We start from the raw sequence: 18,495 nt of genomic DNA, 5'->3' as shown, positions 1-18,495 counted from the left end.
AACGCCCGGTCCCATTCCGAACCCGGAAGCTAAGCCTGGTAGCGCCGATGGTACTGCAACCGAAGGGTTGTGGGAGAGTAGGACGCCGCCGAACTAAATGTGACAGTCAGGCCCCGGTTGAGAACCCAGTGGTTCTCCCGGGGCCTGACTGCATTTCCACACCTTTTTTCGACGCCCGCGTTCAGGTCGGGCGGGTGATCGGCCGGCTCGCGACGGGGGACGAGAAGACCAGCGAGGTGGTCGTCTCGCCGTAGCGCTGGGCGCGTTCCACGAAGGCCTCCAGTTCGGCCGTGGAACGGCAGCGCACACGCAACAGCCAGCACTCATCGCCGGTGATGTGGTCGGCGGAGGAGACTTCCGGTAGCGGCAGGATCGTCGAGCGGAACCGCGGGCCGTCGAGGCTGCGGACGCTCACGCGGACCATCGCCTCGATCGGCAGGCCCAGCTTCGAGGCGTCGATGCGGGCGGAATAGCCCGTGATCACCCCGCGCTGCTCGAGGCGGCGCACGCGTTCGGTCACGGCGGGGGCCGACAGCGACACGCGCCGGCCGAGTTCGGAGAACGTGAGGCGGCCGTCCGACTGCAGGAGCTCGATCAGCTGCCAGTCGACGGTGTCGAGGTCCACGAAATGGTTCACAGAACAAACTCCCGGCAGAGCGCGGCCCGAACGAGGAAATCCCAGGCTAACCAACGCGATCACCAGGAATCGGCTCTGTGGCGAACACCCCGCGCCCGGCGACGATTGACGGCATGAAACCCCGCATCCTCCAGTTCGACACCCCGACCCCCAACGAAGCCGTCGCGTACTTCGGCCGCGAACTCGGCTTCGAGGTTGACCCCGTCGACCTCGCCCAGGACCTGGAAGACGGCCGCACCGACGGGTACGTCCTCGCCGAGACCCGCGGGGCCGAGGCGTACGCGAGAGCGCGCATCCCCGGCGCCATCCACCTGCCCTACCGGGACATCACCGAGCACAGCACGCGCGACCTCGACAAGAACCTCGTCTACGTCTGCTACTGCGAAAGCATCCACTGCAACGCCGCCACCCAGGGCGCACTCCGCCTGTCCGCCCTCGGCTTCACCGCGAAGCGCCTCTCCGGCGGCATCACCACGTGGCAGAACGCCGGCTACCCCACCGAAAGCGCCCCAGGCAGCCACCTCCGTACCCTGGAGGAGTGACACGTCTGCTGATCATCCAACCCGACGCCGGCGACCCCCTCGGCCCGCTCGGTGACTGGCTGACCGAGGCCGGCGCCGAGCTGGATGTCCGGATGCCACCCGAGAACGAGCTGCCCGCGGACCTCGACGGCTACGCGGGCGTCATCTGCCTCGGCGGCGGCATGGGCGCGCTGGACGACGAACGCCACCCGTGGCTCGCCGACGTCCGCAAGCTGCTGGGCCAGGCCACCGGAAAGCAGCTCCCGACGCTCGGTATCTGCCTCGGCGCCCAGCTGCTCGCGGCGGCCACCGGCGGCCAGGTCGCGGTCGGGGAGGACGGGCCCGAGGTCGGCCCCGCGCTGGTTTCCAAGAAGGACGCCGCCTGGACCGACCCGCTGTTCGCCGACCTGCCGCTGATGCAGGACGTGATCCAGTTCCACAACGACGTGATCAAGCGCCTCCCGCCCGGCGCCGAGCTGCTCGCGTCCGCGCCGCGGTACCAGAACCAGGCCTTCCGCCTGCGCCGCTGTGTCTACGGCGTGCAGTTCCACATCGAGACGACACCGGACCTCGTGCGCCGTTGGGCGGAGGACGAGCCCGAGATGGCGGAACTCACCCGTCCGGGCGCGCTGGCGCCGGAGAAGCTGATCTCTGTGCACGCGGACATCGCCGAGACCTGGCGGCCGTTCGCGCACCGCTTCGTCCGATTGGCCGCCGGAGAGCTCGACGCGGCGGCGGAGAGTCAACACACGTTGCCGCTGGCTTAACGGATGATGTCTGGATCACTAACGCAACGTTGACGATTCACTCGATCGGTCAGGTACCTTGCGAGAGATGCTCCCGTAGGTATGGAGGACCGGGGTGGATCCCTCGCTAGTGGTCGTCGTCGTCATCGGCACGGCCCTCGTCTTCGACTTCACCAACGGCTTCCACGACACGGCCAACGCGATGGCTACCTCCATCGCCACGGGCGCGCTCAAACCGCGGGTCGCGGTGGCCATCTCGGCAGTGCTGAACCTCGCCGGTGCGTTCCTGTCGGTGGAGGTCGCGAAGACGATCTCCAGCGGCCTCGTCGACGACACCAAGATCGGCCCGTCGATCGTCTTCGGCGGGCTGATCGGGGCAATCGTCTGGAACCTCGTCACCTGGTACGTGGGCCTGCCGTCGAGTTCGTCGCACGCGCTGTTCGGCGGCCTCATCGGCGCCACCTGGGTTTCGGCGGGCGCCGACTCGGTGCACTTCGGCAAGATCGTGGACAAGGTCCTCGTGCCGGCCGCCGCGTCGCCGGTCATCGCCGGCGTGGTCGCGGCCGCCTTCACGTACCTGGTCTACAAGCTCTTCGTCCGCAGACGCGGCGGTCGCGGCTTCCGCGTCGGGCAGATCGTGTCCGCGTCGCTCGTCTCGCTCGCGCACGGCACCAACGACGCGCAGAAGACCATGGGCGTGATCACCCTGACGCTGGTCAGCGCCGGCAGCCTGCCCGCGGGCTCGGCGCCGCCGGTGTGGGTGATCATCAGCGCGGCGTCGGCGCTCGCGCTCGGCACGTACCTCGGCGGCTGGCGCATCACGCACACGCTCGGCAAGGGCCTCACCGACATCGAAGGCCCGCAGGGCTTCGCCGCGCAGACGAGCAGCGCCGCCGTGATCCTGCTGTCGTCGCACTTCGGCTTCCCGCTCTCGACCACGCACGTGTGCTCCGGCGGAATCGTCGGCTCGGGCGTCGGCCGTCGTGAGGCGCCGGTGCGCTGGCGGATGGCCGGGCGCATGGTCGTGGCCTGGCTGTTCACGCTGCCCGCGGCCGCCCTCGTCGGTGCGGCCGCGGGGAAGCTCGCGTCGCTCGGCACGGCGGGGACCATCGGCGTCGGCGTGGTGGGCATCGCGATCGGCGTCGGCATCTACGTGCTCTCGCGCCGGCGGCCAGTCACGGCGCACAGCTTCCAGGTGCCGGAGCCCTCGGCCGCAGACACGGAACCCGACCGCCTCGCCGCCTGAAAGTGAACGCGTGCCTGCCTGCTCAGCCGAGGCGGATCCCGCTACGGTGAAGGAGATGGCAGAGCGCGCGCGGACGGCCGCATCGGCGGCCCGGTACGGCTTCACCGACGACAAGGCCGACGCCCAGTTGCGCGCGGCGGGCTGGTGGGACGCCGCGGGACCGGTCGAGGGCACCGCCGACGTGCTCGCGGCCCTCTCGCGCGCGGCCGACCAGGACCTCGCGCTGCAGGGACTCGACCGCATCCGCGAAGCCGACGAAGGCGCGTGGCCCGAGCTGGACCGCGCCCTGCGCGACAACCGGACGTTCCGCGGCCGGCTGCTCGGGGTGCTCGGCACGTCCACGGCGCTCGGCGACTTCCTCGCCGCCAACCCCGGCGAGTGGCACTGCCTCGTCGACCACCGCTGCACCGTGCCCGAGCAGTTCGCCGACCGGTTGCTCGACGACCTGCGCCAGGACGACAGCACATACGTGACCGGAATGGCCGCCGAGCAGGCGCTGCGGACGGCATACCGGCGGCTGCTGCTCGGCATCGCGGCCGTCGACCTCGGCCACCTCGTGGAGGAGGGCCTCGACCACCCGTCGTTCAAGGACATCACCCACCAGCTGACGCTCCTCGCCGAGGCCGCTCTGAAGGCCGGTCTCGCCGTGGCCGAGCAGGAGGTCGGGGCGAGCGCCGAGGGTGCGCTGGCCGTGATCGCGATGGGCAAGACCGGCGGGCGCGAGCTCAACTACGTGAGCGACGTCGACGTGATCTTCGTCGGCGCCGGCGACCTCGGCGTGGCGACGCGGCTGGCCAGCACGATGATGCGGGTGGTCGGCAAGGCGTGCTTCGAGGTCGACGCGGCGCTGCGGCCGGAGGGCAAGAGCGGCGCGCTCGTGCGCACGCTCGAGGGGCACACGGCGTACTACCGGAAGTGGGCGAAGACCTGGGAGTTCCAGGCGCTGCTCAAAGCGCGCCCGGTCGCGGGCGACGCCGAGCTGGGCCAGGAGTACGCGGAGATGGTCGCACCCATGGTGTGGTCGGCCGCCGACCGCGAGAACTTCGTGACCGAGGTGCAGCAGATGCGCCGGCGCGTGGAGGACCACGTCTCCGCGGAGCACGCCGAGCGCGAGCTGAAGCTGGGCCGTGGCGGGCTGCGTGACGTCGAGTTCGCCGTGCAGCTGCTGCAGCTCGTCCACGGGCGTGTGGACCCCGAGCTGCGCTCACCGTCCACAATGGAGGCTCTGGCGGCACTGGGCGAGGGCGGGTACGTCGGACGCGCGGACTCGGCGGAGATGGGGACGTCGTACGAGTTCCTGCGCACCGTCGAGCACCGGCTACAGCTGCGCCGGCTGCGGCGCACGCACCTGTTCCCGGAGTCGTCCGATACCGACGAGCTGCGCATCCTCGCGCGCGCGTGCGGGATCCGCGCGGCGCGCGGGCGCAGCCAGGGCCAGGAACTGCTCGCCGAGTTCCGCCGCCACGCGCAGGGCATCCGGCGGCTGCACGAGAAGGTCTTCTACCGGCCGCTGTTGCAGTCCGTGGCGAACGTGCCGACGGAAGCGTTGCGGCTCACGACAAAACAGGCCGCGAGCCGGCTGTCCGCGCTGGGTTACGCGGCGCCGGAAGGCGCGCTGCAGCACATCAAGGCGCTGACTTCGGGCGTCTCCCGGCGCGCGGCGATCCAGCAGGCACTGCTGCCCGTGCTGCTCGATTTCCTCGCCGACACCCCGGATCCCGACGGCGGTCTGCTCTCGTACCGCAAGGTGTCCGAGGCGCTGGAGGACACGCCGTGGTACCTGCGCGTGCTGCGCGACGAGGGCACGGTGGTGGAGCGGCTGGCGTTCCTGCTGGGCACGTCGAAGCTCGTGCCCGACCTGCTCGTGCGCGCGCCGGAAGTGCTGCAGCTGCTGGGAGAACCGGCCCGGCTGACGGGCCGCAAGCCGGCCGAGGTGGCGACGTCACTGCGGGCGGCCGTCCGGCGCCAGCCCGGGCTGAACGCGGCGGTGGCGGCGGCGCGGTCGTTGCGGCGGCACGAGCTGCTGCGTGTGGCGTGCGCGGATTTGCTGGGACTGCTGGACGTTCCGGCCGTGTGCGAGGCGCTGTCGAGCGTGTGGGTCGCCGTGCTGCAGGGGGCGCTGGCCGCCGCGTACCGGCAGCGGCAGGCGGAGCTGGGGCGCACGCCGGCGACAGTCGCCGTGATCGGCATGGGCCGGCTCGGCGGCGCGGAACTGGGTTACGGCTCGGACGCCGACGTGCTGTTCGTCTGCGAGCCGGCGGAAGGCGTGTCGGACTCCGAAGCGGCGAAGTTCGCTTCGTCGGTGGCCGAGACCGTGCGCAAGATGCTGGGCGCACCGAGTTCCGACCCGGCGCTGGAGGTCGACGCCGACCTGCGGCCGGAGGGACGCAGCGGGCCGCTGGTCCGGACGTTGGAGTCGTACCGCGCGTACTACCAGCGCTGGGGCGAGGTCTGGGAGGCGCAGGCGCTGCTGCGCGCGCGGTTCATCGCCGGCGACGAGGACCTGGGCGAGCGGTTCATCGCGATGATCGACCCCGTGCGTTACCCCGAGGGCGGCCTGGACGCGACGAAGGCCCGCGAGATCCGCCGCATCAAGGCACGCGTGGAAACCGAGCGCCTGCCCCGCGGAGCCGACCCGACCCGTCACACGAAGCTCGGCCGCGGCGGGCTGGCCGACGTCGAGTGGACCGTGCAGCTGCTGCAACTGCAGCACGCGCACGAGCAGCCGAGCCTGCGCACCGCGTCGACGCTCGACGCGTTGACGGCGCTCGCCGAAACGGGACTGGCTCCCGCGGAGTCGGTCGACTTCCTGCGCGAGGCGTGGCTGCTGGCCACCCGCGTGCGCAACGCCGGGATGCTCGTGCGCGGCAAGGCCGTCGACGAGGTGCCCAGCTCGGGCCGCGACCTGGCCGCCGTGGCGCGCGTGTTCGGCTACACCGTGGACGACGATCCGGGCGAGTTCCTCGACACCTATCGCCGGGTCACGCGCCGAGCCCACGCCGTGGTCGAGGAGCTGTTCTACGAGACTTAGAGTGGGGCGTGTGACCGACCGCGAACCGTTCCGCACCCGCATCAAGGTGCGCCACTACGAGCTCGACACGCTGGGCCACCTCAACCACGCCGTGTACCACTCCTACGGCGAGGTCTCGCGCACCGAACTCTTCGCCTCCGCCGGGGATTCGCTGCTGCACGAGGCGAACCTCGCGCCGGTCCTGCTGGAGTCCCACATCGTCTACCGCCGCGAACTCCGCGGCGGCGACACCGTCGACGTCACCTGCGACGCCCGCTTCGGCGATGGCAAGGTCTTCTGGATGACCTCCCGCATCCTCAAACTCGACGGCACCCTCTCGGCTGAGATCACCTGCACGGTCGGCCTGATGGACCTCGGGGCCCGTCGCCTCGTCGACGATCCCCGCGGCCGCTTCGAACGCGCCGGCCTGAACCTCAAGGTCCTCTCGACGGGGGAGTAGTGACTTCTTCCTGGCTGTCGGAGATCCGCGCCTCCTACGACACCGTCGCCCCCAGCTACGCGGTCCAATTGCGCGACGCCCTCGCCGGCAAGCCGCATTTGCGCGCCTTGCTGGGCCTCTTCGCGGAACTCGCCGACGGCCGCGTCGCCGACGTCGGCTGCGGCCCGGGCTGGGTCACCGCCCACCTGCGCTCGCTCGGCGTCGACGCCTTCGGCCTCGACCTCTCACCCGAGATGATCGCCTTCGCCCGCCGCACCCACGCCGACGTCCCCTTCGCCGTCGGCTCGATGACCGACCTTCCCCTTCCGACCGATTCGCTGGGCGGCATCCTCGCCTTCTGGTCCCTCATCCACCTCCCCGACGCGGCCCTGCCCACCGTCCTGGCCCACTTCCACCGCACCCTCCGTCCCGGCGGCGTGGTTCTGGTGGGCTTTCACGTCGGCGACACGACTACGTGCAAGACCTCGGGCTACGGCGGCCACCCCATGCACGTCCACATCCACCGCCGCCGCCCGGCCACCATGTCGGCCTTCCTGCGCGCCGCCGGCTTCACCATCGAATCGGAGACCCTCTTCGACCCGGACGCGCGCGTCCCGGGTGCTGTGGTGATCGCGCGGGCCGGTCAGTCCCAGTAGCAGAGGTGGCGGACGTCGAGCTCGGCCATCAGTCGGCGCGCATGCCGCGCCACACGAAGTCGACCAGGCTTTCCGTGGCCGCCTTCCAGTCCTCGTCCGGCCTGAGCAGCAGCAAGCCCGCCATCGCGCGCATCACCGTGTCCACCGAGGTGTCCGGGCGGACGGTGCCGGCGGCGATGTTGGCCTTCAGCAGGGTGGCGAGGGCGTCGACCAGGGACTTGTACGCGTGCGCCGGCAGTTCGGCGTTGCTCGAGGCCGCGCGCAAGGCCTTGGCCAGGCCGCGTTTGGTGATCAGGTAGTGGGCGAGGTGATCGCTCGCCCAGACACGGAACGCCTGCTCCGGCGAGCGCTCCTCCAGCAGTGCCGGCACGACTTCGACGAGCTGGCACACCTCCCGCTCGTACACGGCGAGGATGAGATCGGCCGCGGTGGGGAAGTGGCGGTACACGGTGCCGACGCCGACTTCGGCCTGCTTCGCGATGGCGTTGAACGAGACCTCACCCGAGCACGCGAGCGCCTGGGCCGCGACGGCGAGGATGCGCTCGTGGTTGCGCCGGGTGTCGGCGCGCCGCGGGCTGACCGATCCCGTCGACATCGTTCCTCCCGTTCCCGGCGGCGTCTTCCCTGATCACGACTCTAGTGCAGCCCTGGAGCGACTCCAGCGCAACTTCCATTGCGAAGCGGATAGTAATCCGATAGCCTCGGAAACACGAGTCGTAGCGGATCACTATCCGCTAGTTTACGCCGGCCGGGTGGCCGGCATCTCCCACCACATCTGCGGGAAAGAGATCCGAGTGGACATCTCCCTCGAAATCAACGGACGGGTCGAACAGCTCGCCGTCGAACCCGGCGTGACGCTGCTCGACGCGTTGCGTGAACGCCTGGGCGTGACCGGTCCCAAGAAGGGCTGCGACCGCGGCCAGTGCGGCGCCTGCACCGTGCACGTCGACGGCAAACCCGTGCTCTCGTGCCTCACCCTCGCGGCCACCGTGCGCAAGCCGGTCACCACGGTCGAAGGTCTGTCCACTGAGGACGGATTGCATCCCGTGCAACAGGCGTTCGTGGACCAGGACGCGTTGCAGTGCGGCTTCTGCACTTCCGGGCAGGTGATGTCGGCCGTCGCCGCCGTGCGCGACGACGTCACGGACGTCCGCGAGTTCATGTCCGGCAACCTCTGCCGCTGTTCGGCCTACCCGAACATCGTGGCGGCGGTCGAGCAGGCGAGGCGGGCCGATGCGACCGTTTGAGCTGACCGCGCCCACCACCGTCGAAGACGCGCTCGACGCGTCCGGAACCTTCCTCGCCGGCGGCACCACGCTCATCGACCTGATGAAGCTCGACGTGCTCACCCCGCAGCGGGTGCTGGACATCAACGACCTCCCGCTGCGCGGCATCGACACCACCGACGGCCTGCGTTTCGGGGCCCTGGAACGGATGGGTGACATCGCCGCGCACCCCGGCGTGTACCCGGCGATCTCGCGCGCGCTGCTGCTGAGCGCTTCGCAGCAGCTGCGGAACATGGCCAGCATCGGCGGCAACCTCATGCAGTGCACGCGGTGCTCGTATTTCCGCGACGTCAACGCGCCCTGCAACCGGCGCGACCCGGGCAGCGGCTGCTCCGCGCTGGCGGGCGTCAACCGCATGCACGCGATCCTCGGCACCAGCGACGCCTGCGTTGCCACGCACGCCAGCGACGTCGCGGTTGCGCTCGTGGCGCTGGACGCCGAGGTGGAACTCGCCGGCAAGACCGGCAAGCGCACGGTGAAACTCACCGATTTCTACCGTACGCCAGGCGAAACGCCGGACGTCGAGCACGACCTGCGCCCCGGCGAGCTGATCACCGAGGTGCGCGTGCCGCGGCTCGACTGGGCCGAAAACTCCACCTACGTCAAGGTTCGCGACCGCCAGTCGTACGAGTTCGCGCTGGCTTCGGCCGCCGTGGCGCTGGACGTGCGGGACGGCGTGATCGCCGACGCGCGGGTGGCCGTCGGCGGGGTGGCGACCGTGCCGTGGCGGCTCACGGCCGTCGAGGAAGCGTTGCGGGGCAAGGCTGTCACGCAGGAGTCGTTCGAGCAGGCGGCTTCGCTGGCCGCGGAAGGCGCGCGGCCGCTGGCGTTCAACTCGTTCAAGGTGTCCCTGGTGAAGCGCACGGTCGTGCGCGCGCTGCTGGAGCTGACCGAAGGGAGCCGTCGATGAACGACAGGCTCGATGCGCCGCTGAAGGTCACCGGGCGCGCGAAGTACGCGATGGACCACAACTTCCCGGGCATGGCCTACGGCTACGTCGTGGTCAGCACCGTGGCCCACGGCCAAGTCGAGAGCATGGACGTCAGTGCGGCGAAGGAGGCGCCGGGTGTTGTCGGCGTCTACACGCCGTTCGATCGGCTGGACCTGCGCACGCCGCCCGTGTCGCCGATCATGGGCGAGACCTGGGTGCCGCTGCGCAACACCGACGTCGACTACTACGGGCAGCCGATCGGGTTCGTCGTCGCGGAGTCGTTCGAGCAGGCGCGCGACGCGGCGATGCTGGTGCGCGTCACCTATGACGAGAAGCCGGCGCTGGTGTCGTTCGACGAGGGGCTCGCTTCGGCCGAGGACGCGCCGGAATCGCGCGGGAACCCGCCGCAGATCGAGGTGCTGGCCGACGACGTCGAGTCCATTGAGGACGTTTTCGCGGCGGCGCCGTTCGTGGTGGACCACGCTTATCGCACGGCCACGCAGAACCACGCGGCGATGGAGCCGCACTCGGCCGTCGCCGTGTGGGACGGTGAGCTTACGGTCTACACCGGCAACCAGGGCAGCAACCTCATCGCCATGGAGCTCGCCGGGGCGCTCGACCTCGACGTGTCGGCCGTGCACGTGATCAACCCCTACGTCGGCGGCGCGTTCGGCGGCAAGGGGCGCACGTCCACGCCCGCGTTCCTCGCGGCCGCGGCGGCGAGGGAGCTGGGCCGGCCGGTGAAGGCCGCGCTGACGCGCGAGCAGGTCTTCACGGCGACGGCCACGCGCGCCGAGACGCTGCAGAAGGTCACCATCGGCGCCGACGCCGACGGCACGATCCTCGGCCTGCGCCACGACTCGTGGTCGAGCACGGCGATGGACCGCTCGTTCGTCGAGCCGACGTCGCACGGCACCTCGCGCGAGTGGTACGCGACGAAGAACCTGTCCATCAGCCAGAAGATGGTGCCGCTCAACATCCCGCTCACCACGTTCATGCGCGCGCCGGGCGAGGCGCCGGGCTCGTTCGCGCTGGAGAGCGCCATGGACGAGCTCGCCGTGGCGCTCGACATGGATCCGATCGAGCTGCGCGTGCGCAACAGCTCGCTCGCCCCGCCCGGCAAGGACCTGCAGTGGTCGAGCAAGCACCTCGACGAGTGCTTCGCCGTCGGCGCGCGCGAGTTCGGCTGGACTCCGCGGCCGAAGGGGCGTGTCGACGGCGACTGGCTCGTCGGCGTCGGCATGGCGACCGCGATGTTCCCCGCCCTGCGCTTCCCCGCGACGGTCGGCATCACCCTCCACGCGGACGGCACCGCCGAGGTCGCCACCAGCGGCGCCGACCCGGGGACGGGCCTGCTGAACGTCATGTCGTCGGTCGGTGCGGAGTCGCTGGACCTCGCGCCGTCCCGGATCACGCCTCGCCTGGGCGACTCGAAGCTGCCCCCGGGTGGCATGTCCGGCGGCTCCACGGCGACCGCCAGCGTCGGCACCGCGATCATGCTCGCGGCGAACGAGGTCCTCGACACGCTGCTGGCCCTGGCCTCCGCACCGGGCGCCCCCTTCGCGGGCCAGGAGGTGACCTACGCCGACGGTCACATCCACGGCGACACCGACACCATGCCCTTCGGCGCGCTGCTGCGTGCGGTCGGCCGGGATTCTTTGTCCGCCAACGGCTCTTCAGCCCCGGGCGAGGAACTGACCAAGCACTCGTTCAGCTCCTTCGGCGCCCAGTTCTGCGAGGTCCGCGTCCACCGCCTCACCGGCGAAGCCCGCGTCTCGAGGCTCCTGGGCGTCTTCGACGGCGGCCGCATCATCAACGACAAACTCGCCCGCAGCCAAATCAAGGGCGGCATGATCTGGGGCGTCTCCGCCGCGTTGCACGAGGCCCTCGAACTGGACGGCGCCGGCCGCTTCGCCAACGCCGACTTCGCCGGCTACCTCCTGCCGGTCAACGCCGACATCCCCGACATCGACGTCCACTTCGTCCAGTACCCCGACACCTTCCACAACGCCGTCGGCGCCCGCGGCATCGGCGAAATCGCCACCGTCGGCGTCGCCGCCGCCATCGCCAACGCCATCCACAACGCGACCGGCGTGCGCGTCCGCCACATCCCGATCACGGTGGAGGACCTGCTGGTGGACTGAGCCTTTCCTGGCGGGGGTACGAAAAACGGGACGGCGGCCGAGGTATTTCCTCGACCGCCGTCCTGTTTTGCCGAGCGCTGACAGCGGCCTGGACGGTTGCGCCGACGCAACAGCGTGACGCGCTCTCGAAAGACAGGCTCACCAGCCGGACGTTCGCCACTCATTCGCTCTGCCCCGCGACCGGCTGCGGACGTTGCGGCCGACATTGATGGCGACGCCCAGCCTGGCGCCGACAAGCCCTGCTCGCCTGGCGGATCTGCCGACCGCACAAAAATCGGGACGGCGGCCGAGGTATTCCCTCGACCGCCGTCCCGCGTCTTACCCGGCCGTCAGGTCACGGCCGGCCGATCACACGTCGTAGTAGAGCGCGAACTCGTACGGGTGCGGGCGCAGCCGCAGCGGGTCGATTTCGTTTTCGCGCTTGTAGGAGATCCAGGTGTCGATCACGTCGGGCGTGAAGACGCCGCCCTCGAGGAGGAAGTCGTGGTCGGCTTCCAGGGTGTCGAGGACCGTGCCGAGGTCGCCGGGGACGAGCTTGACGTTCTTGGCTTCCTCGGGCGGGAGCTCGTAGAGGTCCTTGTCGATGGGCTCCGGCGGCTCGATCTTGTTCTTGATGCCGTCGAGGCCGGCCATCATCATCGCGGAGAAGGCCAGGTACGGGTTGCCCGACGAGTCCGGGCAGCGGAACTCGGCGCGCTTGGCCTTCGGGTTGTTGCCCGTGATGGGGATGCGGACGCACGCGGAGCGGTTGCGCTGCGAGTACACCAGCGACACCGGCGCCTCGAAGCCCGGCACGAGGCGGTGGTACGAGTTCACCGTCGGGTTCGTGAAGGCCAGCAGGCTCGGCGCGTGCTTGAGCAGACCGCCGATGTAGTGGCGCGCCGTGTCGGACAGGCCCGCGTAGCCGGACTCGTCGTGGAACAGCGGCTGGCCGTCCTTCCACAGCGACTGGTGGCAGTGCATGCCCGAGCCGTTGTCGCCGGCGAGCGGCTTCGGCATGAACGTCGCGGTCTTGCCGGCGGCGAACACGGTGTTCTTCACGATGTACTTGAACAGCTGCAGGTCGTCCGCAGCGTGCAGCAGCGTGTTGAACTTGTAGTTGATCTCCGTCTGGCCGGCGGTGCCCACCTCGTGGTGCGCGCGCTCGATCTCGAAGCCGGAGCCCTGCAGCTGGCGGACGATGTCGTCACGCAGGTCGGCGAAGTGGTCGACCGGAGGGACGGGGAAGTAGCCGCCCTTGAACTTCGTCTTGTAGCCCTGGTTGCCACCGACCTCGTCGGCGCCGGTGTTCCACCAGCCCTCGACCGAGTCGATCTCGTGGAACGACGCGTGCTCGGCCGAGTCGAAGCGCACGGAGTCGAAGATGTAGAACTCCGCCTCCGGGCCGAAGTACACGTTGTCGGCCACGCCGTATTCGGCGATGTACTGCTCGGCCTTGCGCGCGATGTTGCGCGGGTCGCGGCTGTAGGCCTCACGCGTGAACGGGTCGTGCACGAAGAAGTTCAGCGAGAGCGTCTTCGCCTTGCGGAACGGGTCGATGCGCGCGGTCTCGGGGTCCGGCAGCAGCAGCATGTCGGACTCGTGGATCGACTGGAAGCCGCGCACCGACGAGCCGTCAAAGGCCAGGCCCTCTTCGTAGGCTTCGAGGTCGAAGGCCTTCGCGGGCACCGTGAAGTGCTGCATCACGCCCGGCAGGTCGCAGAACCTGACGTCGATGGACTCCACCTTCTCGTCGGCGATCAGGCGCTGGATGTCGTCTGGAGTAGTGGGCACCCTCGGTGACTCCTTCTTCGATCGAGCTCGCTCGGCAGTACTCTCTTCGGCTCACGCTAAGAGTGCGGTGTTGCCCGACCGTCACCCGTATGTTTCACACACGTTAACGGGTGGCGTGACACGCGCCATCCGACCAGGGCGGATGTGGTGTGCGCCACCGGCATACCCTGGACGGGTGGCGAGATGGACGGGCGAATGGCTCCCCGGGACCGGCAGCGGACCGGGCTCGGAAAACCGAACCGCGCCGAAGTGGCCCGGTGAAGCGTTCGGGCTGCCCGAATCGGGCGTCGGCTCCGTCGCCGGCTTCGGTCCACGCCTGCTGGCGCTGGTCATCGACCTGGTGCTCGCGGGCCTGATCACCACGCTGTTCGTGCGCTACGACCTGCAGGACGTCGCCGCGATGCAGACGTTCAACTGGTGGGCCGGCGTCGTCTGGGCCGTCATCACGACCGTGCCGGCGATGTTCTTCGGCTTCACGCCGGGGATGGGCGCCGTGGGCGTCCGCGTGGCGCGGCTCGACGGCGCCTCGATGGTCGGCCCCTGGCGCGCGGTGGTGCGGATGGTGCTGACGGTCGTGATCCTGCCGGCCCTCGTCCGCAACACCGACGGCCGCAGCTGGCTCGACCGGGTGACCGGCACCGTCGTGATCCGGATGCGCTGACCCCAGACCCACGAAACACAAACCCGCGAAACGCAGTCCCACGAAAAAGGCCTCCCACTCGGCGACGAGTCGGGAGGCCTTTTCCGTGAACCGTGGGTCAGCGACGGCGGATCGTCCGCTGCACGTTGCGCATCTTCGCGCCGGCGGGCATCGGGCCCTTCGGCATGGCCGCGCCGCGGTTGCCGAGCGCCGCGAGCTTGGCCTCGAGCGCGTCGACCTGCGGCGGCTTGAGGTTGCGCGGCAGCTTCATCAGCGTGCTCTGCAGCTTCTTGAGCGGGATCTCGTTCTCGGCGTTGCCGATGGTGTAGTCGTAGATCGGGGTGTCGCCGATCAGGCGCGACACGCGCTTCTTCTCCTGCGAGAGCAGCGCCTTCACGCGGTGCGGCGCGCCCTCGGCCACGAGGATCACGCCGGGCGCGCCGAGCACGCGGTGCACGGCGTCGAGCTGCGTGGTCGCGGCGACGGTCGGCGTCACGCGCCAGCTGCCGCGCATGTTCTCCAGCGCCCACGCGCCGGCGCCGGGCTGGCCGTCGGCCTTCGAGTACACGGTCTTCTGCACGCGGCGCCCGAAGATGATCACCGCGAGCAGCACGCCCAGCACGATGCCCAGCGGCAACAGCGTCCACTGCAGGTCGAAGATGAACCCGATCCCGAACAGGACGCCGGCGACGACCACGATCGAACCGACCATCCAAGGAATCAGCATCGGGTCTTCGCGGCGCTGCATCTTGAACGCCTCGAAGAGCTGCCCGCGCTTCGCCTTGCTCGCCGCGCGCTTCTCCTGCTTGGCCAGCTTGGCCGCTTCCTTGTCCTGCTTTCCCGCCATCTGACCAGGATACGGCCGCGTGCCCTGCCACGAATCCCTCGGCCCCCTCTGCGAGGATCGAGGGGTGGCAAGCGCATCGTCTCCGAAGAGTCGCCAGGGCCTGCTCGACGGGCTGGACCCCGAGCAACGAGCCGCCGCCTCCGCGCCGCGCGGGCCCGTCTGCGTTCTCGCCGGCGCCGGCACGGGCAAGACGCGCACGATCACGCACCGCATCGCGCACCTGGTCGGCGCAGGTCACGTCTCCGCCGGGCAAGTACTCGCCGTCACCTTCACCACGCGCGCGGCGGGCGAGATGCGCACGCGGCTGCGTGGTCTCGGCGTCGACGCCGCGCAGGCGCTCACCTTCCACGCCGCCGCGCGCCGGCAGCTGCGGTACTTCTGGCCGCGCGTGGTGGGCGACCGGCCGTGGGACCTCGTCGACAACAAGTTCCGCCTCGTGGCGCAGGCCGCGCAGCGCGCACGGCTGAGCACGGAGACGGAGGTGCTTCGCGACCTCGCGAGCGAGATCGAGTGGAGCAAGGCCTCGCTCGTGTCGCCCGACGACTACCCTGCCGTCGCCGCGCGCACGCAGCGCGACACCCCGGCCCCGGTGGCGCAGGTCGCGCAGGTCTACCGGCTGTACGAGGAGATCAAGAACGCCGCGCAGGTCCTCGACTTCGACGACCTGCTCCTCCACACCACCGCCGTGCTCGAAGAACACGAAGCCGTAGCCGTCGAGTTCCGCGACCGCTACCGCTGTTTCGTGGTCGACGAGTACCAGGACGTCACGCCGTTGCAGCAGCGCCTGCTCGACGCGTGGCTCGGCGGCCGCGACGACCTCACCGTCGTCGGCGACGCCAACCAGACCATCTATTCCTTCGGCGGCGCCTCGCCGCGGCCGCTCCTGGAGTTCACGCGGCGCTTCCCCGAGGCGACCGTCGTGCGGCTCGAACGCGACTACCGGTCGACGCCCGAGGTCGTCGGGCTGGCGAACCGGGTGATCGGCGCGGCGCGCGGGCGTCCGGCGGGGTCGCGGCTGAAGCTCGTCGGCCAGCGGCCGCCGGGGCCAGAGCCGCGCTTCGCCGAGTACGAGGACGAGTCGGCCGAGGCGGCGGCGGCCGCGCGGCGCGTGCGCGAGCTGCTCGACGGGGGAGTGTCGGCCAGTGAGATCGCGGTGCTGTTCCGCGTGAACGCGCAGTCGGAGGCGTACGAGCAGGCGCTGTCCGAGGCCGGCATCCCGTACCTCGTGCGCGGTGGCGAGCGGTTCTTCGCGCGCACCGAGGTGCGGCAGGCGATGTCGGCGCTGCGGGTGGCGTCGGCCGATCCGACCTCGCTCGACCTGGTGACGGCGGTGCGGTCGGTGCTCGCGCGCGTCGGCCTCACCGAGCAGCCGCCCGCCGGTGGCGCGGCGAAGGAGCGGTGGGACGCGCTGCTCGCGCTGGTGGAGCTGGCCGAGGAGCTGGCGGCGAGCGTCGCCGACGCCGACCTGCCGCGGTTCGTCGCGGAGCTGGAGCAGCGCGCGGCGGCACAGCACCCGCCGACGGTCGAGGGCGTCACGCTCGCGTCGCTGCACGCGGCGAAGGGCCTCGAGTGGGACGCGGTGTTCCTCGTCGGTCTGTCCGAGGGCACCATGCCGATCCTCCATGCGGGAGACGACGAGGCCGCGATCGAGGAGGAACGGCGGCTGTTCTACGTCGGTGTCACCCGCGCGCGGGAACACCTGTCACTCTCGTGGTCGCTGTCGCGCACGCCGGGTGGCCGCCGCAACCGTCGCCGCAGCCGGTTCCTCTACGGCCTGATCCCGGAGGACCACCCGGCCGCCCGGGTCGCGCGGTCGCAGCAGGCGTCGGCGCCGGGCTCGAAGGTGGCACGCTGCCGGTTGTGCGGCGGGCCGCTGCTGCAGACGATCGAGGTGAAGCTGGGGCGGTGCTCGAAGTGCCCGTCCACAGTGGATGAAGGATTGCTGGAGAAGCTGAAGACGTGGCGCGGCGAGCGTTCCCGGGAGCTGAAGGTGCCGGCGTTCGTGGTGTTCACCGACGCGACACTCATGGCCATCGCCGAACAGCGACCGACCGACGACGGAGCGCTCGTGTCGATCTCCGGCATCGGCGCGACGAAGCTCGAACGCTTCGGCGCGGAGGTGCTCGACGTGGTTCGCTCCTCGATGCGGTCTTGACCGCGTCCGCACCCTGATCGGTGCGGCGAACCCGCTGCTCGGAGGCGATCTTCGTAGCTTCGGAGAGTTTTCGGGAAAATAAGTTGCCCCGGTGTGCGAGGGGCAATAATCTGCTCGTACCCGGGTGGGAAGCCCCCGGTCTGGGGATCCATATGACGCGCGCCGCCTCGGGTGGCGAACGTCCGGACAGCGGAAGGTGGTGCCGGTGAAATGATCAGCAACATGATGCTCACGAACCCTGGCACCGGTCTGTCCGGCTGCGGTCTCATCCCCGCTTCGCGCCAGGGTACCGGTGTGTCCACGAGCGCCCACTTCGGCGGAGTCCGTCGGAATGACGAGCGTACGTGGACCGCGGTTGAGGTCACCCTGGCCAACGCCGCCCTCGTTGGCGCGTACCCGCAGGTTGACGTCGATCTGCCGACCATCAAGCAGTTCCGTGTTCCGTTGTCGATACGGGAGCGAAGTTCCTGACCTAGTCAGGACACGAGGCTCACGAAGGCCGCGGAACCGGTAACCGGATCCGCGGCCTTCGTGTTTTTTTGGCTGCACAACCCCACGAGGAACAAGTTGTCCAGTTCGATCGACAGTCCCAAAACCACCGAAACGACAAGAAGGAGCACGGAAATGTCGTCCGCCATCGCCTTCGCCGAGGGGTTCGACCTCGGTATCGGCGACCTGCTCGACGGGGTCGCCGCCCCTGAGCTCGACCTGCCCTGCCGTTCCCGCGACGCCGACCTCTGGTTCGCCGAGTCTCCCGCCGAGCTCGAGCGCGCCAAGGCCCTGTGCGCCGACTGCCCCGTCCGCGAGGCCTGCCTCGCGGGTGCCCTCGCGCGGCGCGAGCCGTGGGGCGTCTGGGGTGGCGAGATCTTCGAGCGCGGTGCCGTCATCGCGCGCAAGCGGCCCCGTGGCCGCCCGCGCAAGAACGCCGCCCTCGAGCCCGCCGCCGCAGCCCGGAGCGCCGCCGCATGACCGTCGAACTCATCACCATCCGCGACTACGAAGCGCGCACCCGCGAACCCGACCGCGCGCACCCGTTGCCGAAACAGCTCGATACCCAGGAGACCAGCGAAATGTTGCTTCACGAAGAACTGTCCCGGGCCCGAATACGGGACCTGCAGCAAGAAACCCAAGCGCTCCGCCCCTGGCGCCGCGCCCGAGCCGCCCGCCGGTGGTCCCGCGTAGCCCGCTGGGCGGCGGAACGCTCCAAGCGATTCGAGGACTGAGTTGTCTTGGGGGACTTTGAGGTTCTGAAGGTCTTGTGGTCTGAGGCTTGACGTCGTTGAGGTTGGTTGGCCTTTGCGACGTTGAGTCTCAGGCTGCTGATCTCCTTGGGATCTCTGCGAAGTCTCTGACGACTTTGGGCTCGACGTCGTTGAGGCTGGGACCTCGATGCCCTCCGTGTTGGGGCTCGATGTCACGAAGGTGTCAGGCCACTGCGGCGTTGAGTCAGAGGCTCCCAGGTGC

At 70.0% G+C, this 18,495-nt stretch carries 18 protein-coding genes and 1 rRNA gene; 15 read left to right on the top strand and 4 right to left on the bottom strand.

The window, feature by feature from the left end; genetic code table 11:
- Nucleotides 1–94, top strand: a 5S ribosomal RNA gene (gene rrf / locus AB0878_RS34905); the annotation flags it as partial.
- A gap of 87 nt (nt 95–181) precedes the next feature.
- Here rrf and AB0878_RS34900 read toward each other — a convergent pair.
- Nucleotides 182–625 (bottom strand): Lrp/AsnC family transcriptional regulator, encoded by a 444-nt coding sequence (locus tag AB0878_RS34900; protein ID WP_366584592.1) that lies wholly within the window; start codon nt 623–625, stop codon nt 182–184.
- A 125-nt stretch (nt 626–750) separates the two neighbouring features.
- Between AB0878_RS34900 and AB0878_RS34895 the strand changes: the two genes are divergently transcribed.
- The 6 genes from AB0878_RS34895 to AB0878_RS34870 all read left to right on the top strand — a co-directional run bounded on the left by AB0878_RS34895 (nt 751) and on the right by AB0878_RS34870 (nt 7,255).
- On the top strand, nt 751–1,179 hold the full coding sequence (locus AB0878_RS34895; RefSeq protein WP_366584578.1) for a rhodanese-like domain-containing protein: 429 nt from the start codon (nt 751–753) through the stop codon (nt 1,177–1,179).
- Nucleotides 1,176–1,925, top strand: a complete 750-nt coding sequence (locus AB0878_RS34890) for a type 1 glutamine amidotransferase (RefSeq protein WP_366584576.1) — start codon at nt 1,176–1,178, stop codon at nt 1,923–1,925. The genes AB0878_RS34895 and AB0878_RS34890 overlap by 4 nt, the downstream gene beginning before the upstream one ends.
- A 94-nt stretch (nt 1,926–2,019) precedes the next feature.
- Nucleotides 2,020–3,150, top strand: coding sequence for an inorganic phosphate transporter (locus AB0878_RS34885; protein ID WP_366584574.1), 1,131 nt, complete (start codon nt 2,020–2,022; stop codon nt 3,148–3,150).
- Nucleotides 3,151–3,205: 55 nt separating this feature from the next.
- Nucleotides 3,206–6,181, top strand: coding sequence for a bifunctional [glutamine synthetase] adenylyltransferase/[glutamine synthetase]-adenylyl-L-tyrosine phosphorylase (locus tag AB0878_RS34880; protein ID WP_366584571.1), 2,976 nt, complete (start codon nt 3,206–3,208; stop codon nt 6,179–6,181).
- Nucleotides 6,182–6,191: 10 nt separating this feature from the next.
- Nucleotides 6,192–6,620: an acyl-CoA thioesterase gene (locus tag AB0878_RS34875; protein ID WP_366584569.1), complete on the top strand. Its 429-nt coding sequence runs from the start codon at nt 6,192–6,194 to the stop codon at nt 6,618–6,620.
- Nucleotides 6,620–7,255: a class I SAM-dependent methyltransferase gene (locus tag AB0878_RS34870; RefSeq protein WP_366584567.1), complete on the top strand. Its 636-nt coding sequence runs from the start codon at nt 6,620–6,622 to the stop codon at nt 7,253–7,255. Before AB0878_RS34875 ends, AB0878_RS34870 begins: the two co-directional genes overlap by 1 nt.
- 28 nt (nt 7,256–7,283) lie before the next feature.
- Here the strand turns inward: AB0878_RS34870 and AB0878_RS34865 are convergent, their stop codons facing one another.
- Nucleotides 7,284–7,850 (bottom strand): TetR/AcrR family transcriptional regulator, encoded by a 567-nt coding sequence (locus tag AB0878_RS34865; protein ID WP_366584565.1) that lies wholly within the window; start codon nt 7,848–7,850, stop codon nt 7,284–7,286.
- A gap of 199 nt (nt 7,851–8,049) precedes the next feature.
- Between AB0878_RS34865 and AB0878_RS34860 the strand changes: the two genes are divergently transcribed.
- The 3 genes from AB0878_RS34860 to AB0878_RS34850 are packed head-to-tail and all read left to right on the top strand — an operon-like array spanning nt 8,050 to nt 11,616.
- Complete coding sequence (locus AB0878_RS34860; protein ID WP_366584590.1) at nt 8,050–8,502, top strand: (2Fe-2S)-binding protein; 453 nt, start codon at nt 8,050–8,052, stop codon at nt 8,500–8,502.
- Entirely contained in the window at nt 8,489–9,451 is a 963-nt protein-coding gene (locus AB0878_RS34855; RefSeq protein WP_366584563.1) for a xanthine dehydrogenase family protein subunit M, read from the top strand. Before AB0878_RS34860 ends, AB0878_RS34855 begins: the two co-directional genes overlap by 14 nt.
- Complete coding sequence (locus AB0878_RS34850) at nt 9,448–11,616, top strand: xanthine dehydrogenase family protein molybdopterin-binding subunit (RefSeq protein WP_366584561.1); 2,169 nt, start codon at nt 9,448–9,450, stop codon at nt 11,614–11,616. The genes AB0878_RS34855 and AB0878_RS34850 overlap by 4 nt, the downstream gene beginning before the upstream one ends.
- A 348-nt stretch (nt 11,617–11,964) precedes the next feature.
- Here AB0878_RS34850 and glnA read toward each other — a convergent pair whose 3' ends face one another.
- On the bottom strand, nt 11,965–13,389 hold the full coding sequence (gene glnA / locus AB0878_RS34845) for a type I glutamate--ammonia ligase (RefSeq protein ID WP_364063156.1): 1,425 nt from the start codon (nt 13,387–13,389) through the stop codon (nt 11,965–11,967).
- A gap of 175 nt (nt 13,390–13,564) precedes the next feature.
- Between glnA and AB0878_RS34840 the strand changes: the two genes are divergently transcribed.
- On the top strand, nt 13,565–14,050 hold the full coding sequence (locus AB0878_RS34840) for an RDD family protein (RefSeq protein ID WP_366584558.1): 486 nt from the start codon (nt 13,565–13,567) through the stop codon (nt 14,048–14,050).
- A 97-nt stretch (nt 14,051–14,147) separates the two neighbouring features.
- Here the strand turns inward: AB0878_RS34840 and AB0878_RS34835 are convergent, their stop codons facing one another.
- Nucleotides 14,148–14,876 carry a DUF4191 domain-containing protein gene (locus tag AB0878_RS34835; RefSeq protein ID WP_366584556.1) on the bottom strand — a complete coding sequence of 243 codons (729 nt, stop codon included), beginning with the start codon at nt 14,874–14,876 and terminating at the stop codon, nt 14,148–14,150.
- A gap of 64 nt (nt 14,877–14,940) precedes the next feature.
- On the opposite strand from AB0878_RS34835, the gene AB0878_RS34830 reads away from it, so the two are divergent.
- From AB0878_RS34830 to AB0878_RS34815, 4 genes are all read left to right on the top strand, one after another.
- Nucleotides 14,941–17,031: an ATP-dependent DNA helicase UvrD2 gene (locus AB0878_RS34830; RefSeq protein WP_366584554.1), complete on the top strand. Its 2,091-nt coding sequence runs from the start codon at nt 14,941–14,943 to the stop codon at nt 17,029–17,031.
- Nucleotides 17,032–17,241: 210 nt separating this feature from the next.
- Nucleotides 17,242–17,502, top strand: coding sequence for a hypothetical protein (locus tag AB0878_RS34825; protein WP_366584551.1), 261 nt, complete (start codon nt 17,242–17,244; stop codon nt 17,500–17,502).
- A gap of 153 nt (nt 17,503–17,655) precedes the next feature.
- On the top strand, nt 17,656–18,000 hold the full coding sequence (locus tag AB0878_RS34820) for a WhiB family transcriptional regulator (protein ID WP_255638685.1): 345 nt from the start codon (nt 17,656–17,658) through the stop codon (nt 17,998–18,000).
- Nucleotides 17,997–18,254, top strand: coding sequence for a hypothetical protein (locus AB0878_RS34815; protein WP_366584549.1), 258 nt, complete (start codon nt 17,997–17,999; stop codon nt 18,252–18,254). The genes AB0878_RS34820 and AB0878_RS34815 overlap by 4 nt, the downstream gene beginning before the upstream one ends.
- The last annotated feature ends 241 nt before the right edge of the window (nt 18,255–18,495 follow it).

The sequence above is a fragment of the Amycolatopsis sp. NPDC047767 genome (assembly GCF_040704195.1).
Classification (GTDB): Bacteria; Actinomycetota; Actinomycetes; order Mycobacteriales; family Pseudonocardiaceae; genus Amycolatopsis.
Note: the sequence above shows the minus strand (reverse complement) of the source record. Positions and strands in the feature narration are given on the sequence as shown.

What these genes read in the sequence shown, in the direction of transcription:
- AB0878_RS34895 (WP_366584578.1), top strand. Translation starts at nt 751, where the DNA reads ATGAAACCCCGCATCCTCCAGTTCGACACCCCGACCCCCAACGAAGCC.
- AB0878_RS34880 (WP_366584571.1), top strand. Translation starts at nt 3,206, where the DNA reads ATGGCAGAGCGCGCGCGGACGGCCGCATCGGCGGCCCGGTACGGCTTC.
- AB0878_RS34865 (WP_366584565.1), bottom strand. Translation starts at nt 7,850, where the DNA reads ATGTCGACGGGATCGGTCAGCCCGCGGCGCGCCGACACCCGGCGCAAC.
- AB0878_RS34855 (WP_366584563.1), top strand. Translation starts at nt 8,489, where the DNA reads ATGCGACCGTTTGAGCTGACCGCGCCCACCACCGTCGAAGACGCGCTC.
- AB0878_RS34850 (WP_366584561.1), top strand. Translation starts at nt 9,448, where the DNA reads ATGAACGACAGGCTCGATGCGCCGCTGAAGGTCACCGGGCGCGCGAAG.
- AB0878_RS34835 (WP_366584556.1), bottom strand. Translation starts at nt 14,876, where the DNA reads ATGGCGGGAAAGCAGGACAAGGAAGCGGCCAAGCTGGCCAAGCAGGAG.
- AB0878_RS34825 (WP_366584551.1), top strand. Translation starts at nt 17,242, where the DNA reads ATGATCAGCAACATGATGCTCACGAACCCTGGCACCGGTCTGTCCGGC.
- AB0878_RS34820 (WP_255638685.1), top strand. Translation starts at nt 17,656, where the DNA reads ATGTCGTCCGCCATCGCCTTCGCCGAGGGGTTCGACCTCGGTATCGGC.
- AB0878_RS34815 (WP_366584549.1), top strand. Translation starts at nt 17,997, where the DNA reads ATGACCGTCGAACTCATCACCATCCGCGACTACGAAGCGCGCACCCGC.